This is a genomic window from Tundrisphaera macrotermitis (assembly GCF_051175315.1).
Classification (GTDB): Bacteria; Planctomycetota; Planctomycetia; order Isosphaerales; family Isosphaeraceae; genus Tundrisphaera.
The window spans coordinates 1-18,605 of the sequence record NZ_CP195100.1 but is presented as its reverse complement, the minus strand read 5'-3'; the positions used below and the strand labels follow the sequence as shown (position 1 = coordinate 18,605).

Here is an 18,605-nt window from a genome sequence, read left to right as displayed (position 1 = left end):
ACGATCACCGATGCGACACCATCTTGGCGTCGTCGTCGAGGTCGGAGATCTCGTCCAGGATCTCCTTGCGGGCCATGATGCTCTCGGCCAGTTCCAGCGTCACCGCCGCGGCGACGAGCAGCAGCCCGAGCGCCAGGCCCGCCGTCCCGACCGCCTTGAACGCCCGGACCGGCGGGTAGGCCAGCGACAGGCCGCCGGCCAGCACCGCCGCCAGGAAGCAGAGCAGCGCGACCGCCCCCAGCCACGACGCCCGGTTCAGCAGGATCAGCCGCTGGCGATAGTTCCGGATCTGCGACTGGAGCGGCCCGTGGCGGATGTGTTCGCCGTCCACGCCCCGATATTCCCGCGTCAGGTCGCGATAGCGCCCGCCCAGCTCGGTGAACTTCGTGCTGAGGAACTGGAGGAAGATCGTCCCCGCGATGATCACGCCGATGGTGGCGCCCGCCGAGCTGAGCAGGTCCGTCAGCTTGTATTCCGCGACCCTGGGCAAATTTCCCATCATCCTGTTGCAACCCCCCGATCGTTCGATTCAAGCCGGTCCGTCCCGGGGGGGCTCTTAGCAAGACTCGCGCCAAAATCGCCTTATTCCAGCACCTCCGAACGCGTTCGCCGCCGGATCCGCCACGCGCATCGGGCCTCGGGCCGCCCCGGTGGGGGGGCGGCCCGCGGCCCGTTCGGCGAGCGGGCTCTCCCGATCAGCGGGCCATCCGCCGCCGGGCGAGCACCAACCCGATCAGACCGGAGCCCATCAGGGCCAGGGAGGCCGGCTCGGGGACGGCGTTCGGGTTGAACGCGACGTTGTCGAACTCGAAGGCGTTGCTGGAGCTGGACGCGACGACCCGGTCGAACCCCAGGGTCGAGTTGATGTTGACGTAGTAGGTGCCCGAGGCCCCCTGATCCCCGTTGGCGGCGATGGCCACGTCCGCCCCGGTCAGCGTCCCGACGAGGTTGTTGCCGGAGAAGAATTGCAGCGTGTTGTACGAGTCGACCGAGCCCCAGAGCAGGCCCAGGTACATCTGGGTCCCCGGCAGCGCCAGGCTCACCGTCCCCGTCCCGGTCGAGAGGTAGGTCGTCGCGTCCGCACCGGCGACGGTCGGATCGCCGAAGAGGGCCCCGTTGCTGTTGGAGAGGAACGGCGCGGCATAGAGGCCGGACGAGGAGCCCTGGACCGCCTGCGCGGTGCCGGTGAAGGTGACGGCGATCCCCCCGCTCGTCCCGCCCCCGGCGCCCAGGGTCAGGTCGTTGAAATTGACATAATTGACGCCGGTCGGCACGCCGCCGACGATCGAGGCGATCGAAAGCGCGGCATCCGCCCGGCTCATGGAGCCGAGGACCAGGAACGTAGCGGCGAGGGCGGTCATGCGTCGAATCATCGATGCGTCACTCCGGGGTGAGGGGGGCTGCCCGGCAAGTTGGCCGGCATGCTCACCTTACGCCCGGGGTGACTTGTCGTGTCGACGCATGATTAAATGCATCATCGGCGCTTTTCCCCGGAATCATGGCATCAACGCCCGTCACTTCACCGATCCAACCCGTACCGCGCCGAGGTCGCCGGACCCGAACGCGGGAGCACGATCGACGACATTTCGGGACGGACCGTGTTACAATCGTGAAACATGCTCATCCTCCGCTCCGGACGCCCATTCCGCCGGGACCGCGACCGACCGAGACGCCGCCGATGCCCCGCTCGACCCGCGCCGCGCGAACGATCACGGTCGATGGCCGCCGCCTGTACTGGCGATTCGGCAAGCCTTCGCCGCCGAATCGGGCCCGTGCTCGCCACCAACTCGTCGTGTTCTCGGACGTCGGCGGTTCCTCCCGCCTGGTGGCCTTCGTCCTCTCCGAACACCTGCCGTACACGTTATTCACCGATCACGGCTTCATGCCGCGTTGGATCGAAGCCGTCATCCGCCGGGGCCTGGAACGGGGGTGGCGGCCCGAGGCCCGCACCGCCGACGTCCGGCTGGAGACCGATGCCTCGGACATCATCCAGGAGCTTGAAGAACCCTGGCGATCGCTCCCGGACGGGCTGGCTTGAAAGATCGATCTCCCGGCGGCAGGAAAGACATCAATCCGTTTTGGTGCGACCCTGGCCGAACGGGCAGAGGTCGAGGACGACGCACTTGGCGCACTTCGGGCCCCGGGGGAAGCAGACCTTCTGGCCGTGGAGCATCAGGGCTTCGTGGTTGTCGTAGACCTGCTGGGCCGACCAGTCGGGGGGGAGCTGGGCGGCGAGGACGGCGTGGGATGGGCCGACGTCCATGTTGGCGGGGATGAGGCCGAGGCGGGCGGCGACGCGGTGGTGGTGGCTGTCGACCGGCAGGGCGGGCATCCGCAGGCGGCTGAACAGGAGCACCGCGGCGCTGGTCTTGGGGCCGACGCCGGGCAGGGATTCGAGCCATCGCCGGGCCTCGACCACCGGCAGGTCGGCGAGGAAGTCCAGGGACAGTTCGCCGCGCTGCTCAGTGATCGTCCGGAGGATCAGCTGGATCCGCGGGGCCTTCTGCTCGGGCCAGGTGCAGGGGGAGATGGCGTCCTCGACCTCGGCCGTGGGGGCGTCGCGGACGGCGGGCCAGTCGGCGAAGCGGGCCCGGAGCTGCTTGAAGGCGCGGCCGGAATCGGCGTTTCGGGTCCGGTGCGAGAGGAGCGAGGAGACCAGCTCGCTCATCGGGTCGAAGTCGTGGAAGAACGGGATCGGGGCGTCGTACTCGGCACAAAGCCGGTCGTTGACGAGCATGGCCCGGGCCCGCACGTCCTCCGAGATCGAGATCGCCACCGGGTGCTTGACCTTGGTTGCCACGGCGTATCATCCCCGCGTGGATCGGCCTGGGCGGATCGTCCGGGTGGGATGGATCCGCAGTTGCCGTGCCATCCGCTCAGGCCGAGGCCGCGCCGATCCCCCTCCGCCGGGCCAGGAGCCGGGCCGACCGGGTCCAGGCGAACTCGCAGGACACCAGGAGGAGGGCGCTCAGGCCCACGGCCGGATAGAACAAGGACAGGGCCGTGACGGTCGCCCCCAGCCAGGCCGGGATCGCCGCCTCGGGCCGACGCGGGAGGCCCAGCCGCCCCTTGGGCCGGCGCTGCCACCACATCCAGACCCCGGTCACGGGCAGGGCGGCCAGCACCAGGCACGCCGCCAGCCAGATCAGCTTGGAGGGGAGCCCGGCGATGCTGCCGACGTGGAGCGGGTAGGCCCAGCTCTGCACCCAGCGATCGGTCTTCTCGGCCATCGACCGATGCGAGATCACCGACCCGTCCTCCGGCCGGCAGGTGACCAGGGCCCCCCGGATCGGCCCATACGCCCCGGATTCATAGCGATTCATCGCCGTGGCGGCCACCGTCTTGCCCAGTTCGGGAGCGAACCGGTCGGGCGTGGCCGCGAGCGGCACCCGGATCACCCGGTCGGGGTAGAGGGCCCGCGTCTCGGCGACGATCCGGTCCAGTCCTGGGGGGATCTCCGCGACCTTGGCCGGGGCGGGGGCCTGGCCGCCGGCGGCGGGCTTCGCCTTCGACGCGGGGGGGACGGCCCCCATCGCGTAGCGGGCCCCGGTGCCCCAGCCCAGGGTATAGAAATGCCCGGTGACGGCGATCACCAGGGCCACCGGCATCAGGTACGCCCCGGAGACCGAGTGGAGGTCGCGGAGCCGGGTGTACGGCTTGGCCCCGGACCAGCGGACCTTCCACACCCCTTTGACCTTCTCGTGGCGGCGGGGCCACCAGAGGTAGATCCCCGAGACCAGCAGCACCACCGTCCAGCCGGTCGCCAGCTCCACGAAGATCCGGCCGGTCGTCCCCAGGAACAACTGCCGGTGGAGCTTCAGGGTCGCCCGCATCAGGATCGCGACCGGGTCCCTGGAGTCGTCGACCGAGCCCAGGACCCGCCCGGTGCGGGGGTCCACGAACACCTGGATGCTCCGCTCCCGGTTGCCGAACAGGACGACCGCCGCCCGATCCGGCTCGTGGCCCAGGGCCAGCACGATCGGCATCTGGCCGGGCTGATCCCGGACCGCCGCCTCGACCATCGCCCTCGCCCCGACCGAAGCCGGCCCGGGCGGCACCGTCATCAGCCGAGCGTGGGCGGCCCGCATGATCTCGGGCTCGAAGATGAACAGGGCGCCGGTCAGGGCCACGATCACCAGGAACGGGGTGACGATCATCCCGGCGTAGAAGTGCCACCGCCAGACCGTGCGGAATGGCCCCGCGGCGGCCGGCCTGGGACTCCGCAACGGCCGCGGCCCCCGCACGGCGGGCGCCTCCTGGGCGACTTCGGCGAGCATCGGCACCTCGACCATCCCCATGACCCATCTCCCCGACGGGGCCGGCCTTCCGCCGGGAACCTGTCCGACCCGATTCGGACGCGACGGCAAGTCCGTCCTTGAAAGCCCGCGATCGCCGCGGTAATTTGATCGCGTCGGATTGTAGTTGAGATCGAGTCTCGATTTCAAACTTATTCCGACGATGACAGGCCTTTCGCAAGGAACTCGCGATTTGACGAGGGCCGATCGGGTGGGATGGGCGTTGGTCCCGTCGATCTCGCCGCCGATCCGGACTCTTTTGCTTGTGGAGCCGACGACCGATGCCCCGAGGTTCACGCCGCGTCCGTTGCACGCCCGCCGCCCGCAGGGCTTTCACGCTGATCGAATTGCTGGTGGTGATCGCGATCATCGCGGTCCTGATCGCGCTGCTGCTGCCGGCCGTGCAGGCGGCGCGGGAGGCGGCCCGGCGGACCCAGTGCACCAACAACCTCAAGCAGATCGGGCTGGGCGTCCACAATTACATCGACGCGAACGGCACGGTCCCGCTCGGGCAGGACGTCTACAACACCGATACGGCGCGGGGCTATCGGATCGCGACGAACTGGTCGGTGAGCCTGCTGCCGTTCATCGAGCTGGGGTCGTCGTTCAACGCCTGGAACGTGAGCTTCAACTTCGCCGAGGCGCCGAACACGACGGTCTGCCAGGCCGGGATCTCGGCCTACCACTGCCCCTCCAACCCGACCCAACTGGTCGACGACTTCACGACCCCGGCCGGCCTCCTGGTGGCGGGGGCCCCGAGCGGGAAGTTCCGCGCGGCGCTGGTCGATTACCACGCCGCCGCCAACGTCTACGTCCCCCCGCTCCAGTACGAAGGGGCGATCTCCTATTCGGCCGGCTTCAAGTCGATGCCGCTCTCGGCGATCACGGACGGCCTGTCCAACACGATCTTCTTCGCGGAGATCACCGGCGGCCCGAAGGTCTACTACGCCAAGGGCGTGGACGGCGGCGACAATCCTTACGGCTATTTCACCGGGCACCTGGGCGCGACCAACCGGCTGTCGCAGCGGACGTTCAGCTTCGACGGCCGGATCTCGGGCGGCGGCAACTGCGTCATCAACTGCACCAATTCGGCGACGTCCTGCCCGTACAGCTTCCACCCGGGCGGGGCCAACGTGGTGATGGGGGACGGGTCGGTGCGCTTCCTCAAGTCCACCCTGGCCGCCAACACCCTGTTCGGACTGATCGGCATCAACGACGGCACCATCATCAGCGCCGATTCTTATTGAACCCCCGATGAACCCACCACGACCCGACCTCACACCCATGACCAAGAATCGATGCCGGACGGCCGCGGCGGCCCTGCTGATGGGGATCGCCGGCCTGGCGGCCGGATGCGGCGGCACCGCCGACGGGCCGGCCAAGTATCCGGTGCGCGGCACCGTGCTCGTAGGCGGAGTCCCCGCGAAGGGCATGATCGTGACCATGCATAACCCCTCGGCCGAGGGCAACGCCGCCCGGCCGGTGGGCGTGGCCGACGATGCGGGGCATTTCGTCCTCTCGACCGACGCCGACGGCGATGGCGCCGTGCCGGGCGACTATGCGGCCACCTTCTTCTGGCCGACCGACAACACGCCGATGGCTACCGATCGCCTCAAGGGTCGGTTCAACGACGTGGCCCTCTCGAAACATCGCGCCAGGATCGAGCCCAGGGAGAACGAACTGCCCCCCTTCGAACTCGAAGAACCCCGGGCGACCCGCCCCGCCGTCCCGGCCCCGCCGCGCGACTTCTGAGCCGGGGCGGGGGGCGGATCATCGATCCGCGAGGAACGGGGCGAGGATCAGCCGCGGGACGCCGATGTCCACCACCGCGACCTCGCCCGTATAAACCGACGCCCCGGGTTGGCTGAACCCGAGCTTGGGGGCGACGAACGTCGCCGTGAGGGTGGCGCGGACCGCGTCCCCCAGGGGCCGGCCCGAATCGGCATCGAGCCCCGAGGGGAGGTCCAACGCCAGGACCGGCCGCCCCGAACGGTTGATCGACGCGATCGCCGAGGCGAGCGGCCCCTCGACCTCGCGCGTCAGCCCGGTGCCGAGCAGGCCGTCCACGACCCAGTCGGCGCCTTCCCAGAGGCCGTCGATCGGGCCGCCGTCGTCGACCTCCGTCGCGGCGATCCCCGACCGCTCGACCACGTCGCGCTGGATGGCGGCATCCCCCTTGAGCCGATCGGGCCGGACGAACCAGAGCACGCGGACGTCGAAGCCCCAGGCATCCAGGTGCCGCGCCACCACGGACCCGTCGCCGCCGTTGTTGCCCGGCCCGCAGGCGATCACGACGCGTCCCGACCCGATCCGGTCGCGGATCAGCGCGGCGGCCCCGCGCCCGGCGTTCTCCATCAATGCCAGGGTCGGCAGCTTCAATTCCTCGGCCGCGCGGGCGTCGATCGAGCGGACCTCGTCGCGGGAGAGCGGGCGGACGGGCATCGGCGGCTCCTTTTCGATGGTCCCATTGTCCGCCCGATCCCGGGCCGTGGCAACGTCGATCCGCCGGGCGGCGTTGACAGGCCGGCCGATCGGGGCGGAAAATGGCCGGCGAACCGGGGGGCGGCGGCGAACTCCGCCCCGGGATGTCGAGACGGGAGAGGTGGCCTCCGATGCCGATGTACGAGTACCGCTGCGAGCCCTGCGACCACGCCTTCGAGACCCTGGTCCGCTCGTCGAGCGACACCCCGCGCTGCCCGCGCTGCCGGGGGACCGAACTGGCCAAGCAGTTCAGCGTCCCGGCCGCCGCCAGGGCCAACGCGGGGCAGGGGGCGTCGCTGCCGGTCTGCCAGCCGGCCGCCGCCCCGTCGTTCGGCTGCGGCGGGGGCGGATGCGGCTCGGGGATGTGCGCGATGTGACGCGAGGGTTGGCCGAGGAGGGGCGTCCGGGTTGCCTGCCCGCCTAGGATGAGTCCGGATCATCCGCCAGCGACCACCCGCCGAAACCCTCCCCTCGGCCGACCTCCCGGAATCTCTCGATGCCCCTCGACCAACCGGCGTCCCCCTCGCCCCGCTCCGGCTTCCGCTTCATCCTGCTGCTCGGCCTGCTGGACGCCTTCGGCCCGCTCGGGATCGACATGTACCTGCCGGCGTTCGCCAGCATCGAGCGGGACCTCGGGGTCCGGGGCGGGGCGATGCCCCTGACGCTCTCGATGTTCCTGGCCGGGCTGGCGGTGGGGCAGCTGATCTGCGGGCCGATCTCCGACCGGGTGGGGCGGCGCAAGCCTTTGCTCTATGGGGCGGCGGCGTTCGCCCTGGCCTCGGCGACGTGCGCCTTCGCCGGGTCGATCGGGGCGCTGATCCTGGCCCGGTTCGCGATGGGTCTGGCCGGGGCCACCGGCATGGTGATCGCGCGGGCCGTGGTCCGGGACTCGTTCGAGGAGGCGGACTCGGCGCGGATCTATTCGATGCTGATGCTGGTGATCGGCATCGCGCCGATCATCTCGCCGTCGGTCGGCGCGTGGCTGATGGGCCTCGGCGGCTGGGGGTCGATCTTCTGGGCCCTGGCCGGGTTCGCCTGCCTGTGCGGCGTCGCCGTGGCGGTCGACCTGCCCGAGACCCACCCGCCCGATCGCCGGAGCCGCGACTCGCTGGGCGTGGTGTTCCGCCAGTACGGCGAGCTGATCGTCGACCCCCGGTTCATGGGGTATGCGGCCCCGGTCAGCCTGGCGCTGGGGATCATCTTCGCCTATGTGGGCTCGGCCCCGTCGATGTTCACCCGGTATTACGGGCTGTCGCCCTGGGGATTCAACCTGGCGTTCGCCAGCATCGCCATCGGCCTGATCGGGTCGGCGCAGGTCAATCGGTGGCTGACCCGCCGGTTCGATACCCACGCGATCCTCCGCGCCGCGTGCCTGGCGAACGCGGCGTCGGCGGCGCTGGTGCTGACCCTGGCGTGGTCGGGATGGGGCGGGTTCCCGGCGTGCTTCGCGGCGATCTTCGCCTGCCTGTCGACGGTCGGGCTGATCCTGCCCAACGCGACCGCCGCCGCGATGGCGCCGTTCCCGCACCGGGCCGGGGTGGCGTCGGCCCTGGTGGGGGCGCTCCAGTTCACCGTGGGGGCGGGCACGGGGGCCGTGGTCGCCCTGTTCCACGACGGGACGCCCCGGCCGATGGCCGCGACCATGGCCGGGTGCGCCGCGATCTCGCTGGCCGTCGCCCTGGTCGCCGAACGCCGCAACGCCCACCAACCGGGATCGGCCCCGATCCCGGCCGCCCCCGGCGCGATCCAGCCCTCCCGGGCCTGAGCCGGGGAGGGCCGGGCCTCCGCCCCGTCTCAACGCGCGGCCGGATAGTAGATCGTGCGCCCGGTGGCCGGGTCGTAGTACACGGGATAGCTGTAGCCGTCGCCCGGCTCGTACGTCTGCCCGGTCGGATAGGGGGCGGAGGCGGGCTGGGCCGCGGGGATCGCCGGGGCGGTCGCGTAGCCGCTGGAATAGCCGAAGTTCGGGGACAACCCGTAGCCGAACCCATTCCCGTAGCCATAGCCGAACCCGTTGCCGTAGCCATACCCGCCGAGGCCCAGCCCGATCAGGCCGAGCCCGCCGTAGCCGCCATAATATCCGCCGTGGTGGGCATAACCCCCGCCCCCATATCCGCCGTGGTGGGCATAACCCCCGCCGACATGGCCCCCGGAGGGGTGCCCGCCTCCGACATGGCCTCCGCCGGCGTGCCCGCCGCCGCCACCGCCATGCCCCGCGAATGCCGGCGAGATCGTGCCGGCGATCATCGCCATCGCCAGGGCCGCCTTCGGGAAGAATCCGCTCGTGAGATTCATTGCTGTGTGCTCCCAACATGAGGAGTCGGCGGGGCGGATCGGGCGTCTCCCCGGTCGTGCCCGCCCGTCCTTGCTACGTCGCAGGGCCTGCCTTGGTTGGTGCGCGGTCGGCCAGTTCCTCGCGAATCGCATCCCGACCGCTGCCAAAACGCATCATTTGGCGGGTCGGGAACCCGGGAAATGGCGAAATCTTTACCTATTTCACCCAAACCGCCTTTCAACCTATGGAGAAATGAACTCCTTCACGGCATCATGGCTGGGCGGCTTCGGCCGGATTATATGGCGCGTTCGACCGGGCCATCGCCCGGGGCCGCCGTTGGTTTGCGAGGGCCCATCGGCTGTCGTGCGCCGATCCTCGCTCGCGGTCTCTGAATTTCTTCGAAGGAGCCGGGCGACATGACCGTTTCTCTCTGGGGCTCATGGCAGGCGTCGCGATCGGCCTCCGCCGAACGGCGGGATCGCCAGAATCGAAAACTCCGCTCGATCCGGCTCCTGGAACAGTGCGAAGACCGCACGCTGATGGCGACCGCGCTGGGCGTCACCGCCGGGAACACCCTGATTCGCTTCGATACGGCCGCCCCCTCCGCGATCATCGCCACCACGCCGATCACCGGCCTGGCCCAGGGCGACACCCTCAATGGGCTGGACTTCCGGCCGTCCACCGGGCAGCTCTACGGCCTGGGCAACGGCCGCCTCTACACGATCGACGTCTCGACCGGCGCGGCCACCCAGGTCGGCGCCGACGGGGCTTTCACCCTGAACGGCACCGCATTCGGCTTCGACTTCAACCCGGTGCCCGACCGGGCCCGCGTGACCAGCGACTCCGGCCAGAACCTCCGGCTGAACCCCAACGACGGGACGCTGACGGCGACCGACGGGGCGCTGGCCTACTCGGCCGGTACGCCCAGGATCGTCGCCTCGGCCTACACCAACAGCTTCGCCGGCTCGACCTCGACGACGCTGTACAACCTGGACTCGACGACCAACTCGCTGGTCATCCAGGACCCGCCCAACGCGGGGACGCTCACCAACGTGGGCGCCCTGGGCGTCGACTTCCAGGACGTGGCCGGCTTCGACATCCTGTCGGTCGGCGCCAACACGGCCTTCGCGGCCTTGACGACCGACGGCGTCTCCTCGTCGCTCTACACGATCGACCTGGCCACGGGGGCCGCCACGCCCATCGGTGCGATCGGCTCCGCCCCGACCCTGGTCACCGACATCGCCATCGTCCCGGAGGTCCCCCCGAGCGCGATCCTCTACGGGATCGACGCCACGACGGGCAACCTGGTCCGGTTCAGCAGCAATAACATCTCGACGGCGATCATCTCGATCCCGATCACCGGGCTGGCGTCGGGCGAGTCGATCCTCGACCTGGACTTCCGGCCGTCCACCGGGCAGCTCTACGGCCTGGGCAACGGCCGCCTCTACACGATCAACCCGCTCACCGGCGCGGCCACCCAGGTCGGCGCCGACGGGGCGTTCACCCTGAACGGCACCACGTTCGGCTTCGACTTCAACCCGGTGCCCGACCGGGCCCGCGTGACCAGCGATGCCGACCAGAACCTCCGGCTGAACCCCAACGACGGGACGCTGACGGCGACCGACGGGGCGCTGGCCTACGCGTCCGGCAACCCCAACGTCGTCTCCTCGGCCTACACCAACAGCTTCGCCGGCTCGACCTCGACGACGCTGTACAACCTGGACTCGACGACCAACTCGCTGGTGGTGCAGGACCCGCCCAACGCGGGGACGCTCACCAACGTGGGCGCCCTGGGCGTCGACTTCCAGGACGTGGCCGGCTTCGACATCCTGTCGTTCGGCGGCATAGGCAACCTGGCCTTCGCGGCCCTGACGACCGACGGCGTCTCCTCGTCGCTCTACACGATCGACCTGGGCAGCGGCCAGGCCACCCGGGTCGGCGCCTCGCCGATCGGCGGGGCCACGCCGCTGCTGCTCCGCGGCCTGGCCGTGGCCCCGTTCGGCTCGTTCCGATTCAGCACGGCGACCTATTCGACGGGCGAGGCCGGGCCGTTCGCGACCATCACCGTGAACCGAGTCGAGGGCAGCGAGGGGATCGCCACGATCCGCCTGACCACCTCCGACGGGACGGCCACCAGCCCGGCGGATTATACGGCCTTCGACCAGGTCCTGGTCTTCGGCCCCGGCGAGACCTCCAAGACGATCCAGATCCCGATCATCGACGACGGCCTGGATGAGCCCGACGCCACGATCAACCTCGCCCTGACCAACCCCACCGGCGGGGCGGCGCTGGGCACCGTGGCGACGGCCGTCCTGACGATCATCGACGACGACGCGGCGCCGGTGGCGGCGAACGACGCCTACTCGACCCCGCAGGGCACCCCCCTGACCGTCCCCGCCGCCTCGGGCGTGCTGGCCAACGACACCGACGCCGACCTCGACCCGCTGACGGCCGTGATCGTCGCCAACCCGGCCAACGGGACGCTCACGCTCAACGCCGACGGCTCGTTCACCTACACGCCCAACGCCGGCTTCTCCGGGCAGGATAGCTTCACCTACCGGGCCAACGACGGCTCGCAGGCCAGCAACATCGCGACGGTGACCCTCACCGTCACGTTCGTGAACACCCCGCCGGTGGCGCTGCCCGACACGTACACCACCCCCCAGGGGACCGTGTTGACGATCGATGCGCCGGCCGGCGTGCTGGCCAACGACACCGACGTCGACAACTCCCCGCTGTCGGCGGTGCTGGTCGCCGGCCCGGCCAACGGGACGCTGATCCTGAACCCCGAGGGCTCGTTCACCTACACGCCCAATCCCGGGTTCTTCGGCGTCGATAGCTTCACCTATCGGGCCAGCGACGCCGTCAACCAGAGCGACCTGACCGGCGTGACGATCCTGGTCTCGCAGGTCGTCGCGACCAACCCGGTGGCGGTGGCCGACACCTACACCGTCTCCGCCGGCGCGGCGCTGACGGTGCCCGCCCCGGGCGTGCTGGGCAACGACAACTCGCCGACGGGCGCCGCCCTGACGGCGGTGCTGGTCGGCGGCCCGGCCAACGGCGCGCTGGTGTTCAACGCCGACGGGTCGTTCACCTACACGCCCAACCCCGGCTTCTCCGGGCTGGATAGCTTCACCTACCGGGCCGGCGGCGGCGGCGGCCAGAGCGACATCGCCTCGGTGTCCATCGCCGTGACGGCGGTCAATGGCGCCCCGGTGTCCCTGCCCGACTTCTACAACGGGACGCAGGGCACGCCCCTGGTCGTCGCCGTGCCGGGCGTGCTCGGCAACGACTTCGACCCCGAAGGCTCGTCCCTCACGGCGGTGCTGGTGACGACCACCGCCAACGGCGTCCTGACGCTCGCCGCGGATGGCTCGTTCATCTACACGCCCAACGCCGGGTTCGTCGGGGCGGACAGCTTCACCTATCAGGCCAACGACGGCACGCAAAACGGGCCCATCACGACGGTCACCCTGACCATCGCGGCGGCGAACGCCCCGCCGGTGATCCCGGGCAGCCAGACCTTCGCGGCCATCGCCGGCCAGTCCGCCATCGTCGGGGCGCCGGGCATCCTGGCCAACGCGACCGACCCCGAGGGCAACCCGCTGTCCGCCATCCTGGTGACGCCGCCGGCCAACGGGACGCTGATCCTGAACGCCGACGGGTCGTTCGCCTACACGCCCAACGCCGGCTTCTCCGGGGTGGACCAGTTCACCTTCCGGGCCAGCGACGGGACGTCCCAGAGCAACCTCGGCTCGGTGATCCTGAACGTCTCCCCGGCGCCGGTGTTCGTCGGGCCGCGGGTCGCGGGCGTGGTCCGGTACGGGACGGCCTTCCAGAAGACCACCCTGGTCATCTCGTTCGACGGGCCGGTCGACCCGGCGACGGCGAGCCTGCTGAGCAACTACCGAGTGTCCCGCGGCAACGGGGCGTCCGTCCGGATCCGCTCGATCCGCTTCATCGCGCGGACCAATCAGGTCGTGCTCACCCTCGCCCAGAGGCTGCCGCTGAGGGGGGCGTACCGGGTGGCCGTCAACGGCGGCCCCGGCGGCATCCGCAGCATCCAGGGCGTCGGCCTCGATGGCGCGGGCAACAACCGGCCGGGCACGGATTTCGCCGGGCGGTTCAACCGGGCCAGCTACGCGGGCCCCGCCAGGAAGATCCCGCGCTGAGCCTCTCGGCCAGTCGCGTGAACCGGATGTGATCGGGCGGGGGGCGGCGAGTCATATCGACTTCGCCGCCCCCCGCCCGCGCGCCGGTCGGGTCGAGCGAGGCCCGGTCCCCGGCGAGCGGGCCGTGCCTCGACGGGGGCGTCCGGGTCAGCCGACCTTGGCGGCGTGGGACGGCTCGTCGGGGATGAGCAGGGACTGCACCACCTGGTCGGGCGACTCGGGCCCGCCGACCCGGAGCAGCCGGCGGACGTACCAGAGCACGAACAGCGAGGTCGCCGCCGGGATGGCGAACCCCTCGAAGGTGATCTGCTGGAACACCAGGGCGGCGATCAGCGACCCGCCGGAGAAGGCGACCACGATCTTGACCCGCAGCAGGTTCAGGCGCGTGAGCTTGCCCCGCTCCGGGTCGCCCCGGTGGAGCGTGAAGACCTTCGCCAGGGTGAGGCCGATGTCCGTGGTCGGGCCGGTCATGTGGGTGGTCCGGACCTTCCCCTCGGTCAGGCCGGTGAACAGCCCGTTCTGGAGGCCGCAGGCGAAGCACAGGCAGAACAGCAGCAAGAAGTCGCGCTGCATGACCAGCGGCTCGCCGAACGGCCCGAACAGGCCCGAGGCATCGCCCACGAAGACGGCGACGTTCATGATCGCCAGGGTGAGGATCCCGGCCTCCAGCCTCGGCTCCAGCCCGAGGATCAGCCGCCGGTCCACGAGCCACCCGGCATAGGCGGCCCCGGCCAGGAAGAACAGGGGGGCCAGGGCCAGCTCGAACGAGCGGATATAGTCACCCGTCCCGATCGAGACCCCGACCGTCGTCCCGTAGCCCGTCATGTGCGAGACGAACTGGTGGCACGCCAGGAAGCCCCCGGCGTTCATGAAGCCGCTCTGGAAGCCCAGCAGCAGCCAAAGGGCCTGGTTCCGCTGCGCGGTCACTTCTTTGAAAACGTCTGTTCTCATCCCTCGGCCCGATCCGAGGCCATGAACCCCGGCCTCCTGGATTGACCAAGCCCGATCGTTCGGGCTGGCTGAATGGTCCCCGGAACTACTTTTAACGAATTCGTGGGGGGAGGGCGAGGCCACTCCCGGGGCGCGGGGGGGCGGGTCCCGCCCTCCCCATTTTAGCAGGGAGAGGCCCATCGGCCACCGGGGGGGCGGGCCCACCGCCGGGTGGCCGGCCGAGCCCGGCGTCCGAGATCCTCCCGGACGGTGTTGCCAAAGCGGTGCCGGATTGGTCCAATCGTCGCTGTGATTCGCCGGGCGCACGCCCGGATCGACCCAGGGAGAACCGCCATGGTCAAGACCAGCTCGTTGAAGGTGCAGCAGAGGAAACGCAAGCTCATCCGCCGCGCCGAGGCCCGCGCCCGGCTCCGCGAACTGAAGGGGAACACCCCGTCCCCGAACGAGACGGTCAAGAAGGGCTGATCCGGTCCGAGGCGGGGGACGGAGGGGGCCCATCCTCCTCGACGTCCCCCCGCACCTCGTCCGGCCCGCGCCCGATCGCGCCGGGGTCTGCGGTCGAAATCCCGACGCCGGGTCAGCGATGGTGCAGGCCCCGGACCTTCCCCTTGAGGGACGACAGGGTGCCGCGGACGCGGCGGTTGGTGGACGGGAGATAGGTCTCGAAGGCCCGCCCGACCATCCAGCCGATGCGGTGCGATTCCGCCCGCTCCGCCTCCCATTGCGGGTGGTGGATCCGGGTGAATCTCCGGAGGCCGACCTGGCGGATCCGGAGGCCGAGGGCCTGCACGGCCTTGGAGATGGCGACCTCGGAGCAGATCGCCTCGTCCTTGGTCACCCCCAGGGGGAAGCCGCCGATCTTCTCCAGCACATCCCCCCGCATCCCGAGGATCAGGGATTGGAGATGATCCGAGCCGCTCCCGGCCCGGATCCCGTGCTTGTCGAGGAACATCCGGTTCGCCTCCGACCAGGAACAATCCCGGCCGAAGACGGTCATCGGGACGTTGCCCGCGAGGTCGCGGTAATAATCGATCTGCTCCCAGGTCTGCTGCCAGAGTTCGAGGGATTCCCCGACCAGCCCGACCCGGGGATCCGAGGCCGCCCGGATGAAGTCCCGCAGCCAGCCCGGCCTCAGGATCACGCACTCTTCCTGGAGGAAGAGGTAGAAGTCCGCTTTGGGCTCCTGCTTCCAGCCGTGATCCCAGGCGCCGATGTTGTAGCCGACATTCTCGCGATAGAAGACGTCGATGCCCCGATGGCGCTCCGGGAGTTCGAGCGGCTTGTCCTCGGCCTGGTTGACCACGATCCGGGCCCGGAACGGGTGGCCCGCGGGGATCTCGCGCATCTGGTCGAGCAGGCTGACGAGCTGGGTGGCCGGCCAGGCATTGTAATGAGAGATGATGACCAACGCGTCTTTCATGATCGACATCCCGGGGTCCGCCACCCATCGCGCGAGCGAGCCCGGCGATCGTGCGCAGGCCGCGGATCAGTGTAGCGGCCGAATTCCGAGCGAGTCAATGGACCCCGGACGGCCCCCGGGGCGGGTCAATTCGTGGGGAAATCAGGCCTCATGGCGGGTTGCCCTGACGCCACAACCGACCCGCCCGGACCGATCCTCGCGGGCGGCGTTGACGGATCCGTTCGGCGTCGGTGCGTCGACGTGCCTCCGCTCGGGGCAGGCTCACCCGCCCGGATCATCGGGAGGGCGGGCCGGCGGGCGGCCCGTCGAGCAGGGTCAGGACGGCCCGCTCCAGCTCCTCGCCCCGGAGGTTCTTGCGGCGGATGACCCCGGCGGCGTCGATGAGGTAGGTTTCGGGGATGCCGGACACGCCCCACCGCGTGGTGATCGGCCCGTCCATCCCGCCATCCCACCAGCACCGCCAGGTGATCTCGCCCGAGGCGATCGCCGCCTTGAGCGTCCCCACATCCGCGTCGGCGTTGACCCCCAGCAGGGCGAACGGCCGGCCCTCCAGTTTCTTCGCCAGGGCCCGCTCCTCGGGGTACATCCCCACGCAGGGGCCGCACCAGCTGGCCGAGAAGACGACCACCACGACCTTGCCGCGGTAATCGCCGAGCTTGAACGGCTTGCCCTCGTGATCCTTGCCCTCGATCTCCGGCGCGACCTGGCCGATGCCGAGGTGGCGGAGCGCGAACAACTCCCCCTCGGCGATCGCCCCCACCGACCGCCGGGGCGTGAACCAGTCCGGGACGTCGGAGAACTCGGCCACGCACCGTTCCAGCAGGGAGGCCGACTCGCGATCCAGGGCGGCCGGGTCCGACTCGGCCACCAGGCGCCGGGTCGACTCCAGGATCGGCTCATGGGCGTAGTCGTCGGCCCCCCTGCGTCCCTCGTGGATCGCCCGCACCATCCCGGCCCGATAGCCCAGGAGCGTCGCCAGAGAGTGGCACGCCAGACCCCGGGCCGCATGGTCCGAGTGCGTGGCGAGCGTGGCCCGGATCAGCCGCTCGGCGACCGGGGCGTGGGCGAAGTGGAACATCCGCCCGCACAGTTCCCCCATGCCCGGGTCGGCGACGTGGCCGTCCAGGAGGATCTCCATCGCCCGGTAGGACTGGTCCCCCGGGCCCCGGCCGGCCGTCGTGATGACGAACCGGGCGGCCTCGACAACAGCCGGGTCGGCCGGATGGGCGCGGATCAGGTCGAGGGCCCGATCCGTGTTCCGGGCCGTCTCCGCCAGGTAGTCGGCGATGGCCGCGTCCGCCTTCGCCTCGGGCGCCTCGTCGAGTCGCCGGCGGGCCTGTTCCTGGGCCCCGACGATCGCGCGGAGGGGATTTGCCAGGCCCCCGGCCTCCTGGCCGATCGTGCGGCGTCCCGGGGAAAGCACGGCCGCGATGATGCACGACACCAAGAATGACCGCCCACGCATCGGATCCGCCCCCGCTCGATGGCCGGGCTGGGTTCGGCCAGCCGGGACCAGTTTGCGGGTTGCCTCTGACATCCGTCAAGAGGCGAGTGCCTCAAGCGCCCAGCGATCGTTCCAGGGCGTGGAGGATGTCGCCCATGGTTTCGAAGCCGGGGAGGATGCCGTTGCGGGCCTCGTCGCGGAGCCAGCCCTCGACCTTCTTCTCGGCCGAGATCACGGTGGAGTGGTTGCGGTTGCCGAAGAACCGGCCGATCTCGCTGTAGGCCGCCCCGGTGTGCCGGCGGGCCAGGTGCATGGCGAGCATCCGGGGGTAGGCGATGGCGCGGGCCCGGTTGTCGGCCTTCAGGGCGTCGGGCTCGATCGAGAACAGCTGGCAGACCACGCGCTCGACGTCCTTCAGCGCCACCGAGCGGGCGGTGTGGCGGATCGTGTCGCGGAGCGCCACCTTGGCCAGGGGCAGGTCGAGCCTTTTGCCGGCCAGCAGGGCGTGGGCCAGGAGGCTGTGCAACGCCCCTTCCAGCTCGCGGACGCTGGCGCGGAGGTGCTCGGCCACGTAGGACAGGACGGCGTCGGGCACGCTCACGCCCCGCGCCGCCGCCTTGGCCTGGAGGATCGCCTTGCGGGTGGCCGGGTCGGGGGCGTCCAGCCGGACGACCATCCCGCCCAGGAACCGGGTGGCCAGCTCGTCGCTCAGCTTGGCGATCTGCCGGGGGTGGTGGTCGGCGGTCAGCACGATCGGCACGCCGTCGGCCACCAGGGCGTTGAAGGTGTGGAGGAATTCGTCCTGCGTCGCCTTCTTGGCCGCCAGGAAGTGGACGTCGTCGACGAGCAAGGCCCCGGCCCCCCGGTACTTGGCCCGGAAGGCGGTCAGGGTGCCGTGCCTCATGGCGTCCAGGAACCCGTTGGTGAACGACTCGGCGGTGATCTGGACGACCCGCAGCCCGGGGTGTCGGGCCCGCAGCGCGGCGCCGATCCCTTCCAGCAGGTGGGTCTTGCCCAGGCCGGTCCCGCCCGTGATGACCAGGGGGTTGAACGAGGCCCCGCCCGCCTGGATCAGCTCGATGGCCGCCGCGTGCGCCAGCCGGTTGCCCGGGCCGGTGACGAAATCCTCCAGCCGCCGGGCCGGGCGGCCGGGGGGCGGCGGCGTGACGCTCGGGGCCGGCGCGGACTGGGCGCGGGGGCGATCGGCCGGGGGGGAGGGCAGGGGGATCGTCGGGTGATCATCGCCGCCGCCGGGCCGATGGTCGGGGGCGGGCAGGGGGGAGACGACGTGTCCCAGGGGCGGCTCGGCCTCGTCGGCGACGTGGAACCGGAGCCGCAAGGATCGGCCGGTCACGGCGTGGGCCGCCTCGATCAGGTTGCCGGCGAAGTGGCCGCGGATCCACTCGCGGAAGAAGGCGTTGGGCACGCCGACCTCCAGCGCGTCGCCGGCCACGCCCAGGTGGACCCCCTCGCCGAACCAGAGGCCGAACCGGGACTCGCCGATCCGTTCCGCCACGGCGGCCCGCAACGAGGTTTCCGCCACCGCCATCGTCGCCTGCGCAGCCAT

17 protein-coding genes are annotated in these 18,605 nt (G+C 70.7%); 7 read left to right on the top strand and 10 right to left on the bottom strand.

Features of this window, described 5'->3' with window-relative positions; genetic code table 11:
• Window positions 1–4: 4 nt before the first annotated feature.
• Window positions 5–502, bottom strand: a complete 498-nt coding sequence (locus TA3x_RS00085; protein ID WP_435018072.1) for a DUF2721 domain-containing protein — start codon at window positions 500–502, stop codon at window positions 5–7.
• A 193-nt stretch (window positions 503–695) separates the two neighbouring features.
• Window positions 696–1,373 carry a PEP-CTERM sorting domain-containing protein gene (locus TA3x_RS00080; RefSeq protein WP_435018071.1) on the bottom strand — a complete coding sequence of 226 codons (678 nt, stop codon included), beginning with the start codon at window positions 1,371–1,373 and terminating at the stop codon, window positions 696–698.
• 305 nt (window positions 1,374–1,678) lie between these two features.
• On the opposite strand from TA3x_RS00080, the gene TA3x_RS00075 reads away from it, so the two are divergent.
• Complete coding sequence (locus TA3x_RS00075) at window positions 1,679–2,038, top strand: hypothetical protein (RefSeq protein ID WP_435018070.1); 360 nt, start codon at window positions 1,679–1,681, stop codon at window positions 2,036–2,038.
• Between the two features lie 30 nt (window positions 2,039–2,068).
• Here the strand turns inward: TA3x_RS00075 and TA3x_RS00070 are convergent, their stop codons facing one another.
• Window positions 2,069–2,737: an endonuclease III domain-containing protein gene (locus TA3x_RS00070; RefSeq protein WP_435022456.1), complete on the bottom strand. Its 669-nt coding sequence runs from the start codon at window positions 2,735–2,737 to the stop codon at window positions 2,069–2,071.
• Window positions 2,738–2,876: 139 nt separating this feature from the next.
• Entirely contained in the window at window positions 2,877–4,298 is a 1,422-nt protein-coding gene (locus TA3x_RS00065) for a PepSY-associated TM helix domain-containing protein (protein WP_435018069.1), read from the bottom strand.
• Window positions 4,299–4,576: 278 nt separating this feature from the next.
• Here TA3x_RS00065 and TA3x_RS00060 point away from each other — a divergent pair, with 278 nt between their 5' ends.
• Window positions 4,577–5,542 carry a DUF1559 domain-containing protein gene (locus TA3x_RS00060; RefSeq protein ID WP_435018068.1) on the top strand — a complete coding sequence of 322 codons (966 nt, stop codon included), beginning with the start codon at window positions 4,577–4,579 and terminating at the stop codon, window positions 5,540–5,542.
• 37 nt (window positions 5,543–5,579) lie between these two features.
• Entirely contained in the window at window positions 5,580–6,047 is a 468-nt protein-coding gene (locus tag TA3x_RS00055; RefSeq protein ID WP_435018067.1) for a hypothetical protein, read from the top strand.
• Window positions 6,048–6,065: 18 nt separating this feature from the next.
• Here TA3x_RS00055 and TA3x_RS00050 read toward each other — a convergent pair whose 3' ends face one another.
• Window positions 6,066–6,737 carry an NAD(P)H-hydrate epimerase gene (locus TA3x_RS00050; protein WP_435018066.1) on the bottom strand — a complete coding sequence of 224 codons (672 nt, stop codon included), beginning with the start codon at window positions 6,735–6,737 and terminating at the stop codon, window positions 6,066–6,068.
• Window positions 6,738–6,907: 170 nt separating this feature from the next.
• On the opposite strand from TA3x_RS00050, the gene TA3x_RS00045 reads away from it, so the two are divergent.
• Both TA3x_RS00045 and TA3x_RS00040 read left to right on the top strand, forming a co-directional pair.
• A complete protein-coding gene (locus TA3x_RS00045) occupies window positions 6,908–7,153 on the top strand; it encodes an FmdB family zinc ribbon protein (protein ID WP_435018065.1) in 246 nt (81 codons plus the stop codon).
• Between the two features lie 119 nt (window positions 7,154–7,272).
• Entirely contained in the window at window positions 7,273–8,541 is a 1,269-nt protein-coding gene (locus TA3x_RS00040; protein WP_435018064.1) for a multidrug effflux MFS transporter, read from the top strand.
• A 29-nt stretch (window positions 8,542–8,570) separates the two neighbouring features.
• On the opposite strand, the gene TA3x_RS00035 is transcribed toward TA3x_RS00040, so the two are convergent.
• A complete protein-coding gene (locus tag TA3x_RS00035) occupies window positions 8,571–9,071 on the bottom strand; it encodes a hypothetical protein (RefSeq protein ID WP_435018063.1) in 501 nt (166 codons plus the stop codon).
• Window positions 9,072–9,467: 396 nt separating this feature from the next.
• On the opposite strand from TA3x_RS00035, the gene TA3x_RS00030 reads away from it, so the two are divergent.
• A complete protein-coding gene (locus TA3x_RS00030; protein ID WP_435018062.1) occupies window positions 9,468–13,223 on the top strand; it encodes a DUF4394 domain-containing protein in 3,756 nt (1,251 codons plus the stop codon).
• A gap of 147 nt (window positions 13,224–13,370) precedes the next feature.
• Here TA3x_RS00030 and TA3x_RS00025 read toward each other — a convergent pair whose 3' ends face one another.
• Window positions 13,371–14,174 (bottom strand): YoaK family protein, encoded by an 804-nt coding sequence (locus TA3x_RS00025; protein ID WP_435018061.1) that lies wholly within the window; start codon window positions 14,172–14,174, stop codon window positions 13,371–13,373.
• 333 nt (window positions 14,175–14,507) lie between these two features.
• Here TA3x_RS00025 and TA3x_RS00020 point away from each other — a divergent pair, with 333 nt between their 5' ends.
• Window positions 14,508–14,639 (top strand): hypothetical protein, encoded by a 132-nt coding sequence (locus TA3x_RS00020; RefSeq protein ID WP_435018060.1) that lies wholly within the window; start codon window positions 14,508–14,510, stop codon window positions 14,637–14,639.
• A 112-nt stretch (window positions 14,640–14,751) separates the two neighbouring features.
• Here TA3x_RS00020 and TA3x_RS00015 read toward each other — a convergent pair whose 3' ends face one another.
• The 3 genes from TA3x_RS00015 to dnaA form a co-directional block, all read right to left on the bottom strand.
• On the bottom strand, window positions 14,752–15,594 hold the full coding sequence (locus TA3x_RS00015) for a hypothetical protein (protein ID WP_435018059.1): 843 nt from the start codon (window positions 15,592–15,594) through the stop codon (window positions 14,752–14,754).
• A gap of 274 nt (window positions 15,595–15,868) precedes the next feature.
• Window positions 15,869–17,038 (bottom strand): TlpA family protein disulfide reductase, encoded by a 1,170-nt coding sequence (locus tag TA3x_RS00010; RefSeq protein ID WP_435018058.1) that lies wholly within the window; start codon window positions 17,036–17,038, stop codon window positions 15,869–15,871.
• A 112-nt stretch (window positions 17,039–17,150) separates the two neighbouring features.
• Window positions 17,151–18,605: a chromosomal replication initiator protein DnaA gene (dnaA, locus tag TA3x_RS00005; protein ID WP_435018057.1), complete on the bottom strand. Its 1,455-nt coding sequence runs from the start codon at window positions 18,603–18,605 to the stop codon at window positions 17,151–17,153.

Excerpts from the sequence above, each read along its gene's own strand:
- TA3x_RS00085 (WP_435018072.1), bottom strand. The coding sequence starts at position 502 with ATGATGGGAAATTTGCCCAGGGTCGCGGAATACAAGCTGACGGACCTG.
- TA3x_RS00080 (WP_435018071.1), bottom strand. The coding sequence starts at position 1,373 with ATGATTCGACGCATGACCGCCCTCGCCGCTACGTTCCTGGTCCTCGGC.
- TA3x_RS00075 (WP_435018070.1), top strand. The coding sequence starts at position 1,679 with ATGCCCCGCTCGACCCGCGCCGCGCGAACGATCACGGTCGATGGCCGC.
- TA3x_RS00070 (WP_435022456.1), bottom strand. The coding sequence starts at position 2,737 with ATGCTCGTCAACGACCGGCTTTGTGCCGAGTACGACGCCCCGATCCCG.
- TA3x_RS00065 (WP_435018069.1), bottom strand. The coding sequence starts at position 4,298 with ATGGGGATGGTCGAGGTGCCGATGCTCGCCGAAGTCGCCCAGGAGGCG.
- TA3x_RS00060 (WP_435018068.1), top strand. The coding sequence starts at position 4,577 with ATGCCCCGAGGTTCACGCCGCGTCCGTTGCACGCCCGCCGCCCGCAGG.
- TA3x_RS00055 (WP_435018067.1), top strand. The coding sequence starts at position 5,580 with ATGACCAAGAATCGATGCCGGACGGCCGCGGCGGCCCTGCTGATGGGG.
- TA3x_RS00050 (WP_435018066.1), bottom strand. The coding sequence starts at position 6,737 with ATGCCCGTCCGCCCGCTCTCCCGCGACGAGGTCCGCTCGATCGACGCC.
- TA3x_RS00045 (WP_435018065.1), top strand. The coding sequence starts at position 6,908 with ATGCCGATGTACGAGTACCGCTGCGAGCCCTGCGACCACGCCTTCGAG.
- TA3x_RS00040 (WP_435018064.1), top strand. The coding sequence starts at position 7,273 with ATGCCCCTCGACCAACCGGCGTCCCCCTCGCCCCGCTCCGGCTTCCGC.
- TA3x_RS00035 (WP_435018063.1), bottom strand. The coding sequence starts at position 9,071 with ATGAATCTCACGAGCGGATTCTTCCCGAAGGCGGCCCTGGCGATGGCG.
- TA3x_RS00030 (WP_435018062.1), top strand. The coding sequence starts at position 9,468 with ATGACCGTTTCTCTCTGGGGCTCATGGCAGGCGTCGCGATCGGCCTCC.
- TA3x_RS00025 (WP_435018061.1), bottom strand. The coding sequence starts at position 14,174 with ATGAGAACAGACGTTTTCAAAGAAGTGACCGCGCAGCGGAACCAGGCC.
- TA3x_RS00020 (WP_435018060.1), top strand. The coding sequence starts at position 14,508 with ATGGTCAAGACCAGCTCGTTGAAGGTGCAGCAGAGGAAACGCAAGCTC.
- TA3x_RS00015 (WP_435018059.1), bottom strand. The coding sequence starts at position 15,594 with ATGAAAGACGCGTTGGTCATCATCTCTCATTACAATGCCTGGCCGGCC.
- dnaA (WP_435018057.1), bottom strand. The coding sequence starts at position 18,605 with ATGGCTGCGCAGGCGACGATGGCGGTGGCGGAAACCTCGTTGCGGGCC.